Source organism: Bradyrhizobium sp. USDA 3262 (assembly GCF_054060035.1).
Genome location: NZ_JBSSCT010000001.1, coordinates 2,183,106 through 2,202,158 on the forward strand (window position 1 = coordinate 2,183,106; position 19,053 = coordinate 2,202,158).

At 65.3% G+C, this 19,053-nt stretch carries 17 protein-coding genes; 10 read left to right on the forward strand and 7 right to left on the reverse strand.

Going from position 1 to position 19,053, the window contains the following annotated elements:
* Nucleotides 1-96: 96 nt before the first annotated feature.
* A complete protein-coding gene (locus tag ACVWYP_RS10100) occupies nt 97-1,356 on the reverse strand; it encodes an MFS transporter (protein ID WP_439711188.1) in 1,260 nt (419 codons plus the stop codon).
* A 174-nt stretch (nt 1,357-1,530) separates the two neighbouring features.
* On the opposite strand from ACVWYP_RS10100, the gene ACVWYP_RS10105 reads away from it, so the two are divergent.
* From ACVWYP_RS10105 to ACVWYP_RS10120, 4 genes are all read left to right on the forward strand, one after another.
* A complete protein-coding gene (locus ACVWYP_RS10105; RefSeq protein WP_304498518.1) occupies nt 1,531-2,478 on the forward strand; it encodes a TAXI family TRAP transporter solute-binding subunit in 948 nt (315 codons plus the stop codon).
* A 220-nt stretch (nt 2,479-2,698) separates the two neighbouring features.
* The gene (locus ACVWYP_RS10110) at nt 2,699-4,807 is read left to right on the forward strand and encodes a TRAP transporter permease (protein ID WP_304498519.1); all 2,109 of its coding nucleotides are present in this window, start codon (nt 2,699-2,701) and stop codon (nt 4,805-4,807) included.
* Complete coding sequence (locus ACVWYP_RS10115) at nt 4,768-5,181, forward strand: DUF1850 domain-containing protein (RefSeq protein ID WP_304498520.1); 414 nt, start codon at nt 4,768-4,770, stop codon at nt 5,179-5,181. Before ACVWYP_RS10110 ends, ACVWYP_RS10115 begins: the two co-directional genes overlap by 40 nt.
* 108 nt (nt 5,182-5,289) lie before the next feature.
* Nucleotides 5,290-6,096 carry an SDR family NAD(P)-dependent oxidoreductase gene (locus ACVWYP_RS10120; protein WP_018269644.1) on the forward strand — a complete coding sequence of 269 codons (807 nt, stop codon included), beginning with the start codon at nt 5,290-5,292 and terminating at the stop codon, nt 6,094-6,096.
* A 103-nt stretch (nt 6,097-6,199) separates the two neighbouring features.
* Here the strand turns inward: ACVWYP_RS10120 and ACVWYP_RS10125 are convergent, their stop codons facing one another.
* Together ACVWYP_RS10125 and ACVWYP_RS10130 are read right to left on the reverse strand one after the other, a co-directional pair.
* The gene (locus ACVWYP_RS10125; RefSeq protein WP_304498521.1) at nt 6,200-6,970 is read right to left on the reverse strand and encodes a hypothetical protein; all 771 of its coding nucleotides are present in this window, start codon (nt 6,968-6,970) and stop codon (nt 6,200-6,202) included.
* A gap of 53 nt (nt 6,971-7,023) precedes the next feature.
* Nucleotides 7,024-8,568, reverse strand: a complete 1,545-nt coding sequence (locus tag ACVWYP_RS10130) for a cation:proton antiporter (RefSeq protein WP_304498522.1) — start codon at nt 8,566-8,568, stop codon at nt 7,024-7,026.
* A 135-nt stretch (nt 8,569-8,703) separates the two neighbouring features.
* Between ACVWYP_RS10130 and ACVWYP_RS10135 the strand changes: the two genes are divergently transcribed.
* From ACVWYP_RS10135 to ACVWYP_RS10145, 3 genes are all read left to right on the forward strand, one after another.
* Nucleotides 8,704-9,474 (forward strand): tetratricopeptide repeat protein, encoded by a 771-nt coding sequence (locus ACVWYP_RS10135; protein ID WP_304498523.1) that lies wholly within the window; start codon nt 8,704-8,706, stop codon nt 9,472-9,474.
* Between the two features lie 198 nt (nt 9,475-9,672).
* A complete protein-coding gene (locus ACVWYP_RS10140) occupies nt 9,673-11,580 on the forward strand; it encodes a propionyl-CoA synthetase (protein ID WP_304498524.1) in 1,908 nt (635 codons plus the stop codon).
* A 367-nt stretch (nt 11,581-11,947) separates the two neighbouring features.
* The gene (locus ACVWYP_RS10145; protein WP_075969207.1) at nt 11,948-12,220 is read left to right on the forward strand and encodes a hypothetical protein; all 273 of its coding nucleotides are present in this window, start codon (nt 11,948-11,950) and stop codon (nt 12,218-12,220) included.
* A 109-nt stretch (nt 12,221-12,329) separates the two neighbouring features.
* Here ACVWYP_RS10145 and ACVWYP_RS10150 read toward each other — a convergent pair whose 3' ends face one another.
* Nucleotides 12,330-13,028: a DUF1013 domain-containing protein gene (locus tag ACVWYP_RS10150; protein ID WP_018269648.1), complete on the reverse strand. Its 699-nt coding sequence runs from the start codon at nt 13,026-13,028 to the stop codon at nt 12,330-12,332.
* 252 nt (nt 13,029-13,280) lie between these two features.
* On the opposite strand from ACVWYP_RS10150, the gene ispH reads away from it, so the two are divergent.
* From ispH to rnhA, 3 genes are read left to right on the forward strand one after another with little or no spacing between them, the layout of a single operon-like run.
* A complete protein-coding gene (gene ispH / locus ACVWYP_RS10155) occupies nt 13,281-14,255 on the forward strand; it encodes a 4-hydroxy-3-methylbut-2-enyl diphosphate reductase (protein WP_304498525.1) in 975 nt (324 codons plus the stop codon).
* Between the two features lie 5 nt (nt 14,256-14,260).
* Nucleotides 14,261-15,241 carry a homoserine kinase gene (locus ACVWYP_RS10160; RefSeq protein WP_304498526.1) on the forward strand — a complete coding sequence of 327 codons (981 nt, stop codon included), beginning with the start codon at nt 14,261-14,263 and terminating at the stop codon, nt 15,239-15,241.
* Nucleotides 15,238-15,690, forward strand: a complete 453-nt coding sequence (gene rnhA / locus ACVWYP_RS10165) for a ribonuclease HI (RefSeq protein WP_028342599.1) — start codon at nt 15,238-15,240, stop codon at nt 15,688-15,690. Before ACVWYP_RS10160 ends, rnhA begins: the two co-directional genes overlap by 4 nt.
* Before the next feature lie 270 nt (nt 15,691-15,960).
* Here rnhA and ACVWYP_RS10170 read toward each other — a convergent pair whose 3' ends face one another.
* The 3 genes from ACVWYP_RS10170 to ACVWYP_RS10180 form a co-directional block, all read right to left on the reverse strand.
* On the reverse strand, nt 15,961-16,446 hold the full coding sequence (locus ACVWYP_RS10170) for a peroxiredoxin (RefSeq protein ID WP_028342598.1): 486 nt from the start codon (nt 16,444-16,446) through the stop codon (nt 15,961-15,963).
* Nucleotides 16,447-16,657: 211 nt separating this feature from the next.
* A complete protein-coding gene (locus tag ACVWYP_RS10175; RefSeq protein WP_456684101.1) occupies nt 16,658-17,215 on the reverse strand; it encodes a DUF924 family protein in 558 nt (185 codons plus the stop codon).
* A gap of 22 nt (nt 17,216-17,237) precedes the next feature.
* Nucleotides 17,238-18,920 carry a long-chain fatty acid--CoA ligase gene (locus ACVWYP_RS10180; RefSeq protein ID WP_304498528.1) on the reverse strand — a complete coding sequence of 561 codons (1,683 nt, stop codon included), beginning with the start codon at nt 18,918-18,920 and terminating at the stop codon, nt 17,238-17,240.
* Nucleotides 18,921-19,053: the final 133 nt, after the last annotated feature.

The following is a 19,053-nucleotide window of genomic DNA, read 5'->3' on the forward strand; positions in this document are numbered from 1 at the left end:
GTGTTGTCGCGTCGATGCAGATGCGGAACTGCGTCATTGTCGGACATCAGATCGCTTCATGCGGAGTGCTCCGCAGAGCGCCGATGGCGAATCAGATCACTCGTTTAGCGATGCCAACGCAGTTGTGCGTGACGTCGTCGTTGCCGCTCGCAACGTCTCCGGCATCAACGCGCAGTAGCCGATCAGCCCAGCGCAAGCGACGGCTGCAAGGAACAGGAATGCGGCGCTGTAACCGGCGTGGACAATAATGAATCCGGCGACGGCCGTGCTCAGCGCGCCGCCGAGGCCGGTTGCGGTGGCGATCGCGCCCTGGCTGATGTTGAAATGCCCGGTACCGTGCGTGAGATCGGCAACCACGAGCGGGAACAGCGCGCCGAAGATCCCGGCGCCGATGCCGTCGAGCAATTGCACCGACACCAGCCAGTATGGGTTGTCCGACAACGGATAGAGCGCGCCACGGATCGCCAGCACCGCGAGCGCGGTCGCGAAGATCGGCTTGCGGCCCCAGACGTCGGCCTTGCGTCCGACCAGCATCGCGACCGGTACCATCACCATCTGCGCCGCGATGATGCAAACCGACATCAGCGAGGTCCCGAGGTTGCGGTTGACCAATGCGAGCTTCTGTCCGACCAGCGGCAGCATCGCCGCATTGGCGAAATGAAAGGTCACGGTCGAGACCGCGAAGATCAGCAGCGGCCTGCAGGTCAGCAGCACGCGAAAGCCGGATGGCCGGTCCTGCGATGCGCCGTGCTCCTCCATATCGTCGAGCCCGCGTGCGACCTGGTGATCGATGGCGGTGGGTGGGATCGACAGCGTCGCGGCGATGCTGGCGAGCGCCATCGCCGCGAGCAGCCAGAACACGACGACTGGACCGAACCAGTAGGCAGTGCCGCCGGCGATCGCCGCGGCCACCGCGTTGCCGGCGTGATTGAAGGCTTCGTTGCGGCCGGTCCGCGCCGCGAACGCCTTGGGTCCGACAATGCCGAGCGTCACCGCGGCGATCGCCGGCGCGAACACCGAGCCGCTAGCGGCCGCCAGTGCCTGGGTCGCGGCGACCAGTTCGAACCGGTTGAGCAGCGGCAGCAGGAGGCACGCGGCGGTCACGGCAATGGCGGCGGCGATCATCAGGGCACGTTTGGCGCGGCTGCGGTCGATGAGGGCGCCGGCCGGGGTCTGGGCGAGGATCCCGGCGATGGCCGCGATCGACATCACCGAGCCGATCGGGGCCTCGTCCCACTTCCGTTCGGTCAGGAGGTAGATCGCCAGATAGGGGCCGAGCCCGTCCCGCACGTCGGCGAGGAAGAAGTTCAACGCATCAAGCGCGCGCTCAACGGTCGTCGTCCCGGACGGCTGCAAGTCATACCTCGCGGCGGGATTGCGCATCTCAACCCGCCCGCAGGCGGAGAGTTCCCGTGCAGGTAAAGTGGTGTTGCCATCAGGGATTTCCGCCGCGCATGCGTCATTTGGATGGGTTGACCCGGCGGGGGTGTCCGGCCAATTTCCGGCCGGCTTAAGGGGAGAATAATACTCATGAATTCCAAGTTGATGGCTGCCGCGATCGTGGCAGCCAGCGTTTTGTCCGCGCCTGTCGCACAGGCCGAGCAGTTCATTAACGTGCTCACCGGCGGCACCTCCGGCGTCTACTATCCGCTCGGCGTCGCGATGGGGAAGATCTACGGCGACAAGATCCCCGGCGTGAAAACCCAGGTGCAGGCGACCAAGGCCTCGGTCGAGAACCTGGTGCTGCTGCAGCAGGGCCGCGGCGAGATCGCGTTCACGCTCGGCGATTCGCTGAAGGCGGCCTGGGAAGGCGACGCCGAGGCCGGCTTCAAGAACAAGCTCGACAAGCTGCGCACCATCGGCGCGATCTATCCGAACTACATCCAGATCGTGGCAACCGGCGAGAGCGGCATCAAGACACTGGCCGATCTCAAGGGCAAGAGCCTGTCGGTCGGCGCGCCGAAGTCCGGCACCGAGCTCAACTCGCGCGCGATCCTCGCGGCCGCCGGCATGAGCTACAAGGATCTCGGCAAGGTCGAGTACCTGCCGTTCGCCGAATCGGTGGATCTGATGAAGAACCGCCAGCTCAATGCCACGCTGCAGTCCGCCGGCCTCGGCGTCGCCTCGCTGAAGGACCTCTCGACCTCGAGCGAGATCACCGTGGTCGCCGTGCCGAAGGAGACCGTCGACAAGATCGGCCCGCCCTTCGTCTCCGTGATCATCCCGGCCAACACCTATACCGGCCAGGACAAGGACGTGCCGACCGCCGCGGTCGTGAACTACCTCGTGACCTCGAGCGCAGTGTCGGACGATCTCGCGTATCAGATGACCAAGCTGGTCTACGAATCGCTGCCGGAACTCGCCAACGCCCACGCCGCGGGCAAGGAGATCAAGCTCGAGGCCGCCGCGACCGGCAGCCCGGTGCCGCTGCATCCCGGCGCGATCCGCTATTACAAGGAGAAGGGCCTCATCAAGTAGGGCCGAGACGTCTGCTCCTTTGTCATTGCGAGGAGCCAACGGGTCGCGCGAATGCGCGCCCGATGACAGGCTCCGCGACGAAGCAATCCATCTCCCCCCTTGTGGCGCGATGGATTGCTTCGCTTCGCTCGCAATGACGGGGCGCGTTTTTCCTGTCCCGGCTTTCGGTGAGCGGACTCAGTGGATATAAGCGTCGCGGGCACGGCGGGGGACTAATCATATGCAGCAGCAGGTTGAGGGCGAGCAGCCCATCAAGGTTGAATTCGACAATTTCGAGCATGGCTTTCCGGAAGGCTTCGGCCCGGGCGCCTGGGGGCATCTGGCCTATGCCATCGGTCTCGCCTTTGCGGTGTTCCAGCTCTATGTCGCGGCCTTCAACTACCTGCCGAGCCAGGTGGTGCGCGGCGTCCATGTCGGCTTCCTGATCCTCCTGACCTTCGGCCTGATCGGCAATTTCACCGCCAAGACCGATTTCGGCCGCGCGGTGAGCTGGATCGTCGGCGCGGCCGGATTCCTCTGCGGGCTCTATCAGTGGATCTTCTATGCCGACCTGATCGCCCGCGACGGCGATCCGACCACCATGGACCTCGCGGTCGGCGCTCTGCTTGCCGTCCTGATCTTCGAGGGCACGCGGCGGCTGATGGGGGCGGCGCTGCCGCTGATGTGCGGAGCCTGTCTGCTCTACTGGTTCTTCGGGCAATATCTGCCGTCGCCGTTCAATCACCGCGGCTATGACTTCGACCAGATCGTCACCCACCTCTCGTTCGGCACCGAAGGCTTCTACGGCGTGCCGATCTACGTCTCGGCGACCTACATCTTCCTGTTCATCCTGTTCGGCTCGTTCCTGGAACGCGCCGGCATGATCCAGCTGTTCACCGACGTCTCGCTCGGCCTGTTCGGCCGCACCCGCGGCGGCCCCGCCAAGGTCGCGGTGTTCGCTTCGGGCATGATGGGCACGATCTCGGGTTCGGGCGTCGCCAACGTCGTTACCGTCGGCCAGTTCACGATCCCCTTGATGATCAAGTTCGGCTATCGCCGCGCCTTCGCCGCGGGCGTCGAGGCCACCGCTTCGATGGGCGGCCAGATCATGCCGCCCGTCATGGGCGCGGTCGCCTTCATCATGGCCGAGACGCTCGGCGTGCCCTATTCGGAGATCGTCAAGGCCGCGGTGATTCCGGCGATTCTCTACTTCGCCTCGGCGTTCTGGATGGTGCATCTGGAGGCCGGCAAGCACGGCCTCGTCGGCATGAAGCGCTCGGAGATCCCGAGCGCCTGGAAGGCGCTGGTGGCGCGCTGGTATCTCGTGCTGCCGCTCGCGGCGCTGGTCTACATGCTGTTCGAGGGCTTCACACCGCTCTATGCCGGCAGCATGGGACTTGCGCTCACGGTCGCGTTGATCCTCGGCGCCAGCATCACGCTCGGCTTCTCCAACACCGTCGTGCGCTACATCTTCTGGATCGGCCTTGCGCTCGTGGTTGCAGCGGTCTCGCGCCACGGCATCGAGATCGTTCCGGTCGCGAGCGTCGTCGCGGGTTTGATCGTCATCGCGGCGATCACCCGCGGCGGCCGCGCCACGCTGAAAGCCTGCCGCGACTCGCTCGCCGACAGCGCCAAGTCGGCGCTGACGGTCGGCATGGCCTGCGCCATCGTCGGCACCATCATCGGCATGATGACGCAGACCGGCGTCGGCACCATCTTCGGCAGCTGGATCATCGGGCTCGGCGCCAAGAGCCTGTTCCTGGCGCTGATCATGACCATGCTGCTGTCGATCCTGCTCGGCACCGGCATCCCGACGATCCCGACCTACATCATCACCGCGGCGCTGGCTGCGCCGGCGCTCGCCAAGCTCGGCGTGCCGCTGATCGCAAGCCACATGTTCGCCTTCTACTACGGCATCATGGCCGACCTCTCGCCGCCGGTCGCGCTCGCAGCCCTGGCGGCGGCGCCGATCGCCAAGGAGAACCCGGACAAGATCGGCTGGGAGGCGATGCGGATCGCGCTGGCCGGCTACGTCATTCCGTTCATCTTCGTCTATTCGCCGGCGCTGATGCTGCAGACCGGGGATCCGATGGCCGCGCAGCTAGGCTTCTACGGCGCGGTGGCGCTGGCGACCTTCAAGGCGCTGGTGGCGATCGGATTGTTCGGCATCGTCGCGATCGGATTCCTGTTCACGCGGCTGACCTTCATCGAGATACTGGTCGCGTTCGGCGCCGCGCTCTGCCTGCTCGGCGATTTTCCGTTCTCGGATACAGCGGGCTTCACGCTCGCCGCTGCTGTCGTGCTGTGGCAATGGCGGCAGCGTCCGCGCGATGCGGTGGCGGCGGCTTGAGCCTCTGCCTCGCTTCCGCGGGGGTCGTGAAGGCGCTGTCGATTGCGGCCTTCACGCTCGCCTGGACGCATTCGATCGAGAAGAGCGCGTGGCAGGAGGACTGGCTGGTCACGCCGGCCGGGCTCACGCTGCAACAGGCGCGCGTCAAGGGCACGGGCGCCGGCATGGAGCCGCCGCCGGAGGCGCGCCTCGTCGATGGCTGGTTTCAATGGTCGCCGCCGCCGGTGCCACGGGCGGAAGTCGTGCTCGGCAATTCCGGCGCCGCGGGTGAATGGCACCTGTGCCAGGAGGGACACTGCCAGACGCTATCGGAGATTTTCGGCCATCCGATCGGTGCTAATGTCACGACGATGAGTGTTTGCAAAAATCCGTAGGGATCCGTAGCCCGCATGAGCGCAGCGATATGCGGGGATAGCGCCCCGGATATCGCTTCGCTCATGCGGGCTACGGTCCGGCAGCAAGAACAACAGGGAGAAAGACCGATGGATCGGCTCAAGGGCAAGGTTGCGATGGTGGTCGGCGCGGGCTCGATCGGGCCCGGCTGGGGCAATGGCAAGGCGACCGCCGTCACCTTTGCGCGCGAGGGCGCCAGCGTCTTCTGCGTCGATCGCAACGGCGCCGCGGCGGAGGAGACCGTCGGCATCATCACCGGCGAGGGCGGCAAGGCTGTCGCATTCACCGCCGATGTCTCGCGCGCCGGCGAGGTCGAGGCGATGGTCGCGGCCTGCCTGAAGGCCTATGGCCGCATCGACGTGCTCGACAACAATGTCGGCATCGCCGAGGTCGGCAGCGTGGTGGAAGTTGGGGAAGCGGAGTGGGACCGCGTCTTCGCGGTCAACCTCAAGAGCGCCTATCTGTCGATGAAGCACGTCATTCCCGTCATGATCAAGCAGGGCGGCGGCTCGATCATCAACATCTCCTCGATCGCCTCGATCCGCCATGTCGGCATTTCCTATGTCAGCTACAACGCGAGCAAGGCCGCGATGAACCAGATGACGCGCTCGACCGCGGTCGAGTTCGCCTCGAAGCATGTCCGCGTCAACGCAATCCTGCCCGGACTGATGAAGACGCCGATGGTCGCGCATTCGGCGGGGCTGGCGCAGAGCTACGCCAAGGGCGATGTCGAGGCGATGTGGCGCGCGCGCGACGCGCAGGTGCCGATGGGGCACATGGGCGACGCATGGGACGTCGCCAACGCCGCGCTTTTCCTCGCGTCGGACGAATCGAAATACGTCACCGGCATCGAGCTCGTGGTCGACGGCGGCATCACCTCCAAGTCGGGTGCGTGAAGGGCGATCATGATGCGATCGGACGGGACCGCATCATGATCTCACACTCTTGATTGAGCATGATCTCTTCGGAAAACCGGTTCCCGCTTTTCCGGATCATGCTCTATTGCGCCAGCGCCAGGATGCCGCCGGCCAGTGAATGCCAGGCCGCCGAAGTGCTGATCGGCCAGTTCAAGAGCTTCACCGCGACCAGTGCCAGCCCGCCATAGACGTAGACCGGGTGCGGGCGGCCGCGGGTGCGCCAGTCGAACACGATCGCGACGACCAGCAGCAGATAGGCGACGAACGCCGGTGCGATCGTGACCGGGACCGGCGGTGGGCCGGGCGGTCCCGGCGGCGCGAGGAAGGTCAGGAACCAGCGCGCGACAGCCGCATCGAGGATCGAGATCGACGCCAGCAGCATCAGCCGCTTGTGCGTCTCGCGGTCGCGCAGATAGATGATCGCGAGCGCGAACACGACGGCAAAGAACAGGATGCCGCTGAGCGGAACGATCGCAAACGTAAGGCCCTCATTAGCCTGTCCGATCGCAGCCGAACGCTTCATGACGCTGATCGAGGCCACGATGCCCATCATGGTCATCGCGGTCGCCAGCGAAATGCCGATCAATCCGACGCTGCGATGCCGGGTGATTCGTCCCGAGGCGGCGAGCCAGCTCTGGAGCACGAAATAGAGCGTCCAGGCGAAGAACAGCAGCCCATGCAGATGCACCACGGGAGGCGATGACAGCGAGCCTCTCGCCATCGGCATCCAATAGGTCGGTGCAAAGCCGAGAAAGGCGACCGCCATGCAGGACAGCGCCATATAGAAATAAAAGAACTTCGCCTCGACTTTCGCCGAGGCGCGCGGGGAATTGCGATCAATGAGGATTGTCATGATGTTAGGTCTGACAAACCCTGTGATGGTTCAAAGGATATTGCGGCCCGGCGCTACGCCTCCACGCTGAGCTCGGCGCGGTCGAGCTCCTCCTCGACCAGATGGAATGCATCGTCGCCGATCGCCTCGGTGCGGCGCAGATTGAGCAATGCCTGACGCGCCGCGGCGATGGCCCGGCGGCGCAGCGGATCCGACGGCAGCTCACGCGAGGTCAGGCCGCCGTCGGGATCATTCTCGGCGCGCAGCAGCACGGCGCGATATTCGAGCCGGAGGATTTCGGCCTCTTCCGACGGGTCGGCGTCGATCTCGTCGAGCGCGGCGCGAAACACCACACCGCGGGCATGGGCCGCCTCGCGTCCGACCGGATCGTCGTCGGCGAAATTCAACGCCAGGATCAATGGCCGCAGCGTCAGCCCCTGGATCACGAGCGAACCGAGCACCACGGCAAACGCCGTCAGCAGGATCAGATCGCGATATGGAAACCATTCCGGCAGCGCAAACGCCGCCGCCAGCGTGACGATGCCGCGCATTCCGCACCAGGACACGATGAAGCCGCGCTTCAAGGTCGGCACGGCGTCCACCACATGGACGGGCAGCAGGTTGCGCGCCTTCAGCGTGCGCAGCAGCGCGCCGTAGGGCATCACCCAGAGGATGCGGGCGAGGATCACGACGGCGAGGATCGCGGCAGCAAAGCTGCAATATTTCCACCGCACCTCGTCGTCGAGGCCGGACCAGATCGGGCGCAACTGCAGGCCGATCAGCATGAAGGCGAGCACGTTGAGCACGAACACGACGGTTTCCCACACCGCGTAGGACGACACGCGCAGTCGCGCCGATGTGCGGGCCGGCGCGGTGCGCGAGATGGTGATCGCATAGGCGATGATGGTGAGGATGCCGGACAGCCCGAGATGCTCGGCAATGATCCACACCATGAAGGTGCCGCCGAACTGCGTGATGATCGCGCTCGGCGCCTCGGTGATGCGGCGCGTGATCATCATCCAGACTTGCGCGAACAGGAAGCCGGCGGCGAGGCTGCCGACCAGCGCAATCGTGATGGACGGCACGAACTCGCGGATTTTCATGTGCTCTGCGGCGACGAGGCCGACCGCGACGCGATAGATCAACAGCGCGCTGGCATCGTTGAGCAGGCTTTCGCCTTCGAGGATCTTCTGGATCCGGTAGGGCAGGTTGACCTGGCGCAGGATCGCGGTGGCCGCGGCGGCATCCGGCGGCGCCACGATGGCGCCGAGCGCGATCGCAACCGCCCACGGCATGTCCGGGCGCAGCCAATGCGCGACCACGGCGACCGCCGCCGTCGTGACGCCGACCGCGACCACCACCAGCGTCGAGACCGGCAGCCAGTTGTTGCGGAGATCGCGCAGCGAGGTGTCGAACGCGGCATCGAGCAGCACCGGCGCGACGAACAGCGCCAGCGCCAGTTTCGGTTCCAGCGCCCAGGTCGGGGCCCAGGGCAGCAGCGTCAGCAGCACGCCGCCGAGCGCCAGAAAGGTCGGGTAGGGCACCTTGATCCGCCGCGCCAGCGCCGACAGCGCCACCGCTGCGAGCAACAGGCCGATGATCCATTCGAATGTGAGCAAGCCGAACCCCCGATGCAGCCGATCGTCGCAATTGACGTATAATCCAGCGTGTGGTTTTGCGGCAAATGGCTCGCTGTCGGACATCGGAGGCCGGCGGTTCGGGCGCAAGAGAGGGATGTCTTGTCGGCGACCGGGATGCGACACAAACGCGCAAATCTGGCCGTGATGCTGGTCTGCGTTGGCTTGTCGGGCGGGCTGATGTCGGGCGTTGCGCGCGCCACCGGCAGCGAGCCGGGCGAGGATGTGCAGGCCAATGCCGGCCCCTGCATCGCGGCGGCAGCGGCGGCCGATGACGACAAGATCATCGACGTCTGTGGCGCGCTGATCGACAATGAGAAGGCGGCGCGGCCCGATCGCGTCAAGGCGCTGATGGCGCGGGCGGCCGCCTATGACCGCAAGCAGATGATCGATCGCGCGATCGCGGACTACGACACCGTGCTCAAGCTCGATCCATCGCTTGCAGATGCGCATAATGCGCGCGGCGAGCTGTGGCGCCGCAAGGGCGATCGGCCGAAGGCGATCCTGGATTTCGGCGCCGCCGTCAAGCTCGATCCCAATCACACCGCGGCCAAGGTCAACTACAAATCGCTGTCGCTGGAGCTGGAGCGGATCGGTGCCATGATGGCGGTTGCCGGCAAGCCGAGCTTCGATTGCCGCAAGGCGCGCCGCGCCGTGGAGAAGGCGATCTGCGCCAATCCCGAGCTCGCCGATCTCGATCGCGAGATCGGCGCGTCGACCTTCCGCGCGGTGCGCGAAGCGCAGAACCCGCGCCAGGCGCGCGAGCTGCAGCGCGCGCAGGATCAGTTCGTCGCCCGCCGCAATGCCGACTTCGGCAAGCCGGACTACGACCTGGAAAAGGCGATGCGCGAGCGTCTGCAGCGGATCAACGGGGTCGACGGCTACTAGTGCTCCGTTTCGATTGAAGCGGAACGGGGCTCTAGATTCTTGTTTTGACGCGTTTTCTTCACGCGAACCGGTACCCACTTCTCTCGAAAACGCTTTGCTCCGACCGGCCGAAGGTCGCGGTCATTTCGGCTTGAAACGGCGCCACTTCCCGTGACAATGGTCGGCAAATGACGCGCGACCGCGCGAGGGAGAAACGCGATGAATATCCAGCAGAGCCGGTATCATGAGGTGTATGCCCGCTCGCTTCGGGACCCCGAGGGCTTTTGGGCGGAAGCGGCGCGCGAGATCGACTGGATCGAGCCGGCCAAGAAGATCTTCGATCCCTCCGTGGGCGCCTATGGGCGCTGGTTCGCCGGCGCCGTGGTCAACACCTGCTACAACGCGCTGGACCGCCATGTCGCCGGCGGCCGCGCCGGCCAGGTCGCGCTGATCCACGATTCGCCGCTCACCAACACGATCACCAAGTTCACCTATTCCGAATTGTTGGAGGAGGTGCAGACGCTGGCCGCGGTGATGCAGGATTTCGGCGTCACCAAGGGCGATCGCGTCATCCTCTATATGCCGATGGTGCCGGAGGCCGTCGTCGCGATGCTCGCCTGCGCGCGGATCGGCGCGGTGCACAGCGTGGTGTTCGGCGGCTTCGCGGCCAAGGAGCTTGCGACCCGCATCGACGACGCCAAGCCGAAGCTGATCTTCTCTGCAAGCTGCGGCATCGAGCCCGGGCGCATCGTGCAATACAAGCCGCTGCTCGACGAGGCGATCCGCCTCGCCGGCAGCAAGCCCGAGACCTGCATCATCCTGCAACGGCCGCAGCAGGCTTGCGAGCTCACCGCGGGCCGCGACCATGACTGGGCGACGCTGCGCCAGGCCGCGTTCGACGCCGGCAAGGCCGCGCCGTGCGTGCCGGTAGCCGCCACCGATCCGCTCTACATCCTCTACACGTCAGGCACGACCGGAATCCCGAAGGGCGTGGTGCGCGACAATGGCGGTCATCTCGTCGCGCTGAAATGGTCGATGCACAATCTCTACGGCGTGAAGCCCGGCGAGATCTGGTGGTGCGGCTCGGACATCGGCTGGGTGGTCGGCCATTCCTACATTGTCTACGGCCCGCTGATTCACGGCGCGACCACCATCATGTATGAGGGCAAGCCGGTCGGCACGCCGGATGCCGGCGCGTTCTGGCGCGTGATCAGCGAGCACAAGGCAGTCGCCTTCTTCACCGCGCCGACCGCGTTCCGCGCGATCAAGAAGGAAGACCCCGAGGGCAAGTTCATCCGGAATTACGATCTCTCGAGCTTCCGCACCCTGTTCCTCGCCGGCGAGCGCGCCGATCCGCCGACGGTGGAGTGGGCGGAGCAGCAGCTGAAGGTGCCGGTCATCGACCACTGGTGGCAGACCGAGACCGGCTGGTGCATCGCCGGCAATCCGGTCGGGCTCGGCCAGCTGCCGGTCAAGCACGGCTCGCCGACGGTGCCGATGCCGGGCTATCAGGTCGACATCGTCGACGAGGCGGCAAAGCCGGTCGCGGCGGGCACGATGGGCTCGATCGTGATCAAGCTGCCGATGCCGCCGGGCTGCCTGCCGACGCTGTGGCAGCAGGACGATCGCTTCAGGGACGCCTATCTCTCGGAATTCCCCGGCTACTACAAGACCTCGGATGCCGGCTACAAGGATGCGGACGGCTATGTCTGGGTGATGGGCCGCACAGACGACATCATCAATGTCGCCGGCCACCGGCTGTCGACCGGCGGCATGGAGGAGATCCTCGCCTCGCATCCCGACGTCGCCGAATGCGCCGTGCTCGGCGTCAAGGACGCGATCAAGGGCGAGGTGCCGTGCGGCTTCCTGGTGCTGAAGGCCGGCGTGACCAAAGCGCCCGCCGAGGTCGAGAAGGACGTCGTGGCGCTGGTGCGCGACAAGCTCGGGCCGGTCGCCGCGTTCAAGCTCGCGATCACGGTGGCGCGGCTGCCGAAGACCCGCTCCGGCAAAATCCTGCGCGGCACCATCAAGAAGATCGCCGACGGCGAGCCCTGGACCATGCCGGCGACGATCGAGGACCCGAAAGTGCTCGACGAAATCGGCGAGGCGCTGAAGGGGAAGGCGTAGTAGCTCGTCGTCGTGTTGCTGGCTCGCTGTTGAGACAGCATGTCGTGTGGCACCCTTCTCCCTAACCCTCCCCCGCAAGGGGGGAGGGAACCCGTCCGCCGGTGGCTCCATCACGTAAGACGAGCTGGCCGGCAAACAGTTTGCGCTGCGTTACGTGAGGTGAGCGCGCTCGTCAGGCTCCCTCCCCCCTTGCGGGGGAGGGCTGGGGAGAGGGGTGGCCCCGGGCGCGATGGACGATGAGGGCACCCATAGCGCAATCCGGCCGCGCACCCGCGAAACCCATCGGAAGCAAAACGGCCTTGATTTTGATGGATTGCCGGGTCATCCCGGCCTTCCCTGTCATATGCCACGAGATACGGACCCACGGATGCGATCCATTTCCGCACGCGCGCCTCTCGCCTTGCTGCTCGCCCTGCCGCTTTTGGCGGGCTGTCTCGAGCGCGGCCGATCGCCGATCGCGGAGAGCATGGGCGACGACGATCAGTACTGCCAGGCCGGCGGCAAGGTGGCGGTCGGCTCGCCTGATTATGTCGCCTGCCGCAAGAACCGCGACGTGCAGCGCCAGAACGCCGAGGCCCGCACCGATCGGCGGCAGCGCGATCTCGGCGAATACATGATGAACAATCCGGACCGGCACTGAGCCGCGCCGATGGGCGCCGTCACGCCCATCGCATGCGCTTCCAAGCAAAAACGCGGCAGGTTGCCCTGCCGCGTTTCGTGTTCTGCTCTTCGGGTTGCGCGATCCGCGCTTACTCTTCCTCGTCGTCGGGCTTCTTGCCGCCGATCGTCTTCAGCTTGGCGAACACCGCGTCGACGTTGAGATCGTCGTGGCGCTCGATCGGCTGGTCGTCCAGCTCGTCCTTGCGCGTGGTCTCGGAGGCCGGCAGCAGCGTGGCGCCGCCATAGACGGTGGTGGTCGGCTTCTCCTTGGCGGCGCGCTGCACCTCGAAATCGAGCTCGATCTGCGAGCACAGGCCGAGCGTGACCGGGTCCATCGGGGTCAGGGTCGAGGCGTTCCAGTGGGTGCGGTCGCGCACGCTGGCGATCGTGGTCTTGGTGGTGCCGACCAGGCGCATGATCTGGGCGTCCTTCAGCTCGGGATGGTTGCGCACCAGCCAGAGGATCGCGCTCGGCCGCTCATGGCGGCGCGACACGGGGGTGTAGCGCGGGCCCTTCTTCTTGGCGGCGGAGGGCAGCACCACCTTGCTCTCCTGGAGCTTGAGGCGGTAGTTCTGGTCGCGCTCGCCCCGCTCGATCTCCTCGCGGGTCAGCTGGCCGTTGGAAATCGGGTCCATGCCCTTGATGCCCTGGGCGGCGTCGCCGTCGGCGATGGCGCGGACCTCGAGGGGGTGCATTTTGGTAAAATCGGCCACCTGATCGAAGGTCAGGGCGGTATTGTCGACCAACCACACGGCAGTCGCCTTCGGCATCAGCGGTGCGTTGCTCATGGCAAATCTCCTTTGTGCTTCGCCCACCTCTGTCGAGGCGAAGCTGGTAGTCATCGGCGATGACGGGAATTATGGCGCCTATATAAGCCCTCCGGGGGGAATGGCGCAATGGCCCAGCAAAATCGCCTTGACAGCGCCCGAAAGCAGTCCCAAGTCCTTACCGTAACTGGCCGTTCCCCGCCCCGCCGGCGAGGGGTGATTCGGTCCCGAGATTGCTCCGAGACAGCCCCAAGACAGCCCCAAGACAGCCCCATGTCAGCGAAAAAACCCGACCTTAGAATCGTGCTTTGTTCCCCCCGCGGCTTCTGTGCCGGGGTGGTCCGCGCCATCGATACGGTCGAACGTGCCCTCACCATTTATGGCGCGCCGGTCTATGTCCGGCACGAAATCGTCCATAACAAGTACGTGGTCGACAGCCTGAAGACCAAAGGCGCCATTTTCGTCGAGGAATTGGCCGAAATCCCCGACAATACCGACGCGCCGGTGGTGTTTTCGGCCCACGGCGTTCCGAAGTCGGTTCCCGCCGAGGCGAAATCCCGCAATTTCTTCTCGCTGGACGCGACCTGTCCGCTGGTGACCAAGGTCCACCGCGAGGCGGCGATCCATTTCAAGCGCGGCCGCGAGATCCTGCTGATCGGACATTCCCACCACCCTGAGGTGGTCGGCACCTTGGGCCAGCTGCCGGCCGGCGCCGTGACCCTGATCGAAACCGCCGAGGACGCCAAGACCTTCGTCCCGAAGGACCCCGACAACCTCGCCTTCGTGACCCAGACCACGCTGTCGATCGACGACACCGCGGAGATCGTGGCGCTGCTCAAGCAGCGCTTCCCGAACGTCAACGGTCCGCACAAGGAAGACATCTGCTACGCGACCACCAACCGCCAGCTTGCGGTGAAGAAGGTGGCGCCGGTGGTCGACGCCCTGATCGTGGTCGGCGCGCCGAACTCGTCGAACTCGCAGCGCCTGCGCGAAGTCGCCGAGCGCGAGGGCTGCCCGATCGCCGTGCTCGCCCAGCGCGCCAGCGACATCGACTGGGGCAGGTTCGAAGGCATCAGGAGCCTCGGCATCACCGCGGGCGCATCGGCGCCGGAGGTGATCGTCGAGGAGATCATGGGCGCCTTCGCCGAGCGCTACGAACTGCACGTGGAGACGGTCTCGGCCGCGGAAGAGAACGAGTTCTTCCCGCTGCCGCGTTCGCTGCGGCCCGACGCTGCCGCGGCGGAATAGACCATATGGCGGTCTACACCGACGTTGCCGCCGAAGACCTCGCGGAATTCCTCAAAAGCTACGACATCGGCGAATTGCTTTCCTACAAGGGCATCGCCGAGGGCGTCGAGAATTCGAACTTCCTGCTGCACACCAGCCAGGGCGCCTACATCCTCACGCTCTATGAGAAGCGCGTGGCGGAGGACGACCTGCCGTATTTCCTGTCGCTGATGGCGCATCTCGCCGAGCGCGGCGTGTCGTGCCCGCAGCCGGCGCGCAACCGCAAGGACGAGGTCACTAGCCGGCTCGCCGGCCGGCCCGCGGCGATCATCAACTTCCTCGAGGGCGTGTGGCCGCGGCGGCCGAACGTGGCGCATTGCTCCGGCGTCGGCGAGGCGCTGGCCAAAATGCACGTTGGCGGCCGCGATTTCCCGCTGGTCCGCAACAATCCGCTGTCGGTCGCCGGCTGGCGGCCGCTGTTCGATCTCGCCGCCGCGCGGGCCGACAGCGTGCAGCCGGGCCTGCACGACTTCATCGCGCGTGAGCTCGATCACCTCGAAGCCTCGTGGCCGGCGGATCTGCCGGTCGGCGTGATCCATGCCGACCTGTTTCCCGACAACGTCTTTTTTCTGGGCGACAAGCTCTCGGGCCTGATCGACTTCCCGTTCGCCTGCAACGACATCCTGGCCTACGACGTCGCGATCTGCCTCAACGCCTGGTGCTTCGAGCCGGACCATTCCTTCAACGTCACCAAGGCGCGCGCATTGCTCAACGCCTATGGCCGCGAGCGCCCGCTGTCGGCGGCGGAAGAGGCCGCGCTGCCGCTGCTCGCGCGCGGTGCCGCGATGCGCTTCCTGCTGACGCGGCTGGTCGATTTCCTCAACGTGCCCGAAGGCGCGCTGGTGCAGCCGAAGGACCCGCTGGAATATGTCCGCAAGTTGCGCTTCCAGCAGAACGTCGCGAGCCTGCGCGATTACGGCATCACGCCGGCCGGGTGCGCGGCGTGAGCGACAAGCCGCATGTGATTGTCTTCACCGATGGTGCCTGCTCCGGAAATCCGGGGCCGGGCGGCTGGGGCGCGATCCTCAGGTTCGGCGAGGTCGAGAAGGAATTGAAGGGCGGCGAGCCGCATACCACCAACAACCGCATGGAGCTGATGGCGGCGATCTCGGCGCTGGAAGCGCTGAAGAAGCCCTGTGTGGTCGATCTCACCACCGACAGCCAGTATGTCCGCCAGGGCATCACCGGCTGGATCCATGGCTGGAAGCGCAACGGCTGGCGCACCGCCGACAAGAAGCCGGTCAAGAATGTCGAACTATGGCAACGCCTCGATGCCGCGCTGAAGCCGCATGAGGTGCGCTGGCACTGGATCAAGGGCCACGCCGGCCACGCCGAGAACGAACGCGCCGACGAGCTGGCGCGTGAGGGCGTGGCGATGGCGAGGTTGAAGAGTTAGGGCCGCAGCGAGTCGGCTGCGTAGGATGGGTAGAGCGAAGCGAAACCCATCATCTCAATGCATGGCACGAAGTCGATGGGTTTCGCTGCGCTCTACCCATCCTACGAAGCCGCGACCCCGGCGATCACCATGCCTAAAACTGTCATCGCCCGCGAAAGCGGGCGATCCAGTATTCCAGAGACGGTGGTGATTGAAACGAGAGGCCGCGGCGTACTGGGTCGCCCGGTCGAGCCGGGCGACGACAGCTATGTTTGCGGCGAAAGCGTCGGCTCAGAGCTGCCCGAGCAGCGTGTCGCCGCCGGAGACCTCGACCTTGCCCGGGGCGGGCTCGAGGTTGAGCTTCTTCACCACGCCGTCCTCGACCAGCATCGAGTAGCGCTTGGAGCGGATGCCGAGGCCGTTGCCGGAGGCGTCGAGCTCCATGCCGATCGCCTTGGCGAAGTCGGCATTGCCGTCGGCGAGGAAGACGGCTTCGTCGCGCTGGTCGGTGTCGCGCTTCCACGCGTTCATCACGAAGGCGTCGTTGACCGAAACGATCGCGATGGTGTCGACGCCCTTGTTCTTCAGGGCATAGGCGTTGAGGAAGATGCTCGGCAGATGCATCTTGTGGCAGGTGCCGGTGTAGGCGCCGGGCACGGCGAACAGGGCGACCTTCTTGCCCTTGAAAATATCGTCGGTGGTTTTGACCTGCGGACCCTCGGCGGTCATCACGCGAAACTTGGCTTCCGGCAGCTTGTCGCCAACATTGATCGTCATCGTTGTTCTCCCTCGGTGAAGCGGAACTGTCTTAAACCCGGCTACAGCACGGCACAATACGGGCTCGCCGAAGAACGGCAATGCCGGAGGCCAAAGCGTTTTCGAGCGAAGTGGATACCGGTTCGCGTGAAGAAAACGCGTCAAAACAAGAATCTAGAGCCCCGTTCCGATTCAATCGGAACGGAAAAAGGCTCTGGTCACCGTTCCGTCATCAGCCGGAAAACCCGCCGGCGCCGAGAAAGGCCTTCTCCTCGGCCGTGGTCTGCCGGCCCAGCACGCGATTCCGGTGCGGGAAGCGGCCGAACCGGCGGATGATATCGGCGTGGTCCTCGGCGTATTTCAGGTTGTGGGGATGGCAGTCATATTGCCGGAACAGCGTCACGCAGCGCTGCTGGTCGGCGAGGTCCTCCGAATGCTCGAACGGCAGATAGAGGAATTCGCGCAGCACGGGGTCTGTCCGCGCATCGACGCCGCGGTCGATGGCGCGCCTTGCCACGTCACGCGCCAGCACATCGCTTGAAAAGGTCCTGGCGTCGCCTCGAAACAGGTTTCGCGGAAACTGGTCGAGCACGATGGTCAGCGCCAGCGCACCGTCGTCGCTGGCCTCCCACGACGACAATTCGCCGGCAGCCGCTTTCTGCCAGGTGGCGAGGAAGCGGCTGCGGATCTCGGCATCGAAGGCGTCGTCGTGCTTGTACCAGCGGTCGCGGCCGGCATTCCGCCAGAAGCCAAGCACGTCAGCCGGCGTCGCGAGGCTTGCGTCAGACATCGAACGTCAGTCCACTCACGCCTTAAGCCGCGGCCTTCTTCTCGTCGCGCAATTCGCGGCGCAGGATCTTGCCGACATTGGTCTTCGGCAGGTCGGTCCTGAACTCGATCTGCTTCGGCACCTTGTAGGCGGTGAGCTGGGTGGCGCTGAACTTGATGATGTCCTCGGCGGTGACGTTCGGGTCCTTCTTGACCACGAAGGCCTTCACCGCTTCGCCGGACTTCGCATCGGGCACCCCGATCACGGCGCATTCGAGCACGCCCGGATGGCTTGCGATCACTTCCTCGATCTCGTTCGGATAGACGTTGAAGCCGGAGACCAGGATCATGTCCTTCTTGCGATCGACGATCTTGGTGTAGCCCTTCTCGTCCATCACGCCGATGTCGCCGGTGCGGAAATAACCGTCCGCGGTCATCACGCGCGCGGTCTCGTCCGGCCTGTTCCAGTAGCCCGCCATCACCTGCGGGCCCTTGGCGCAGATTTCGCCGGCCTCGCCGATCGGCAACTCATTGCCGTCATCGTCGCGGATCGAGAGCCAGGTCGAGGGGACGGGAAGGCCGATCGTCCCGGAGAACTCCTCGATCGTCGCAGGATTGCATGTCAGGGTCGGCGACGTCTCCGACAGGCCATAGCCTTCCGACAACGAGATGCCCGTGACCTTCAACCATTTCTCGGCGACCGGCCTTTGCGTCGCCATGCCGCCGCCGTTGGCGATCTTCAGCTTGGAGAAGTCGAGCTTGTCGAATCCGGGCGTGTTCAGCAGGCCATTGTAGAGGGTGTTGACCGCCGGGAAGAAGCTGACCTGGTACTTCGACAGCTCCTTGACGAAGCCCGCCATGTCGCGCGGATTCGGAATCAGCAGATTGGTGCCGCCGGCCCGCATGCCCAGCAGATAGCAGGCGGTGAGCGCGAAGACGTGATAGAGCGGCAGCGCGCAGACGATGACCATCTGTTCGACGATCGGCGGCTTCGCCAGCGCCGGCTGCAGCCAGGCGTCGTTCTGCAGCACGTTGGCCAGGATGTTGCGGTGGAGCAGGGTGGCGCCCTTGGAGACGCCGGTGGTGCCGCCGGTATATTGCAGGAAGGCGACATCATCGAGCGTCAGCGCGGGCTTGTTGAGCTTCAGGCCGCGGCCGGCTGACAGCGCCTCGTTGAAGCCGACGGCGCCGGGGATCGACCAGGCCGGCACCATCTTCTTCACCCGGCGCACCACCAGATTGACGATCACGCCCTTGAGGCCGAGCAGGTCGCCCATGCTGCCGACGATGACGTGCTTGACCGCGGTGTTGGGCAGCACCTTCTGTACGGTGGTGGCAAAGTTCTCCAGCACGATGATCGCCTCCGCGCCGGAATCCTTCAGCTGGTGCTCGAGCTCGCGCGGGGTGTAGAGCGGATTGACGTTGACCACGGCAAAGCCGGCGCGCAGCACGGCGGCGGTCGCGACCGGGTATTGCAGCACGTTCGGCATCATCAGCGCGACCCGCGCGCCCCTCTGCAGGCCCTTGCTCTGCAGGTAGGCGCCGAGCGCCGCCGACATCTCGTCGAGCTCGCGATAGGTGATCGCCTTGTCCATGCAGATGAACGCCTTGCGATCGGCGAATTTCTTGAAGCTCTCTTCGAGCAGTTCGACCAGCGACGAATATTGCGTGACGTCGATATCGGCGGGCACGCCGGCCGGATAATGCTTGAGCCAGATGCGCTCCATGATGGTCAATCCCCTCTCTCAAATTTGGCTGATGTCCCGGATTGCTTCCGGGTTTTCCGACCTTTGGCCGCGTTATTTCAGGCAGTATTGAGCGATGCCGCGGCCAATGGCAAGCCGCTGCGCGTTATCGACG

Coding starts and splice junctions, on each gene's coding strand:
- ACVWYP_RS10105 (WP_304498518.1), top strand. CDS start 1,531: ATGAATTCCAAGTTGATGGCTGCCGCGATCGTGGCAGCCAGCGTTTTG.
- ACVWYP_RS10110 (WP_304498519.1), top strand. CDS start 2,699: ATGCAGCAGCAGGTTGAGGGCGAGCAGCCCATCAAGGTTGAATTCGAC.
- ACVWYP_RS10115 (WP_304498520.1), top strand. CDS start 4,768: ATGGCGGCAGCGTCCGCGCGATGCGGTGGCGGCGGCTTGAGCCTCTGC.
- ACVWYP_RS10120 (WP_018269644.1), top strand. CDS start 5,290: ATGGATCGGCTCAAGGGCAAGGTTGCGATGGTGGTCGGCGCGGGCTCG.
- ACVWYP_RS10125 (WP_304498521.1), bottom strand. CDS start 6,970: ATGACAATCCTCATTGATCGCAATTCCCCGCGCGCCTCGGCGAAAGTC.
- ACVWYP_RS10135 (WP_304498523.1), top strand. CDS start 8,704: ATGCGACACAAACGCGCAAATCTGGCCGTGATGCTGGTCTGCGTTGGC.
- ACVWYP_RS10140 (WP_304498524.1), top strand. CDS start 9,673: ATGAATATCCAGCAGAGCCGGTATCATGAGGTGTATGCCCGCTCGCTT.
- ACVWYP_RS10145 (WP_075969207.1), top strand. CDS start 11,948: ATGCGATCCATTTCCGCACGCGCGCCTCTCGCCTTGCTGCTCGCCCTG.
- ACVWYP_RS10150 (WP_018269648.1), bottom strand. CDS start 13,028: ATGAGCAACGCACCGCTGATGCCGAAGGCGACTGCCGTGTGGTTGGTC.
- ispH (WP_304498525.1), top strand. CDS start 13,281: ATGTCAGCGAAAAAACCCGACCTTAGAATCGTGCTTTGTTCCCCCCGC.
- ACVWYP_RS10160 (WP_304498526.1), top strand. CDS start 14,261: ATGGCGGTCTACACCGACGTTGCCGCCGAAGACCTCGCGGAATTCCTC.
- ACVWYP_RS10170 (WP_028342598.1), bottom strand. CDS start 16,446: ATGACGATCAATGTTGGCGACAAGCTGCCGGAAGCCAAGTTTCGCGTG.
- ACVWYP_RS10175 (WP_456684101.1), bottom strand. CDS start 17,215: ATGTCTGACGCAAGCCTCGCGACGCCGGCTGACGTGCTTGGCTTCTGG.
- ACVWYP_RS10180 (WP_304498528.1), bottom strand. CDS start 18,920: ATGGAGCGCATCTGGCTCAAGCATTATCCGGCCGGCGTGCCCGCCGAT.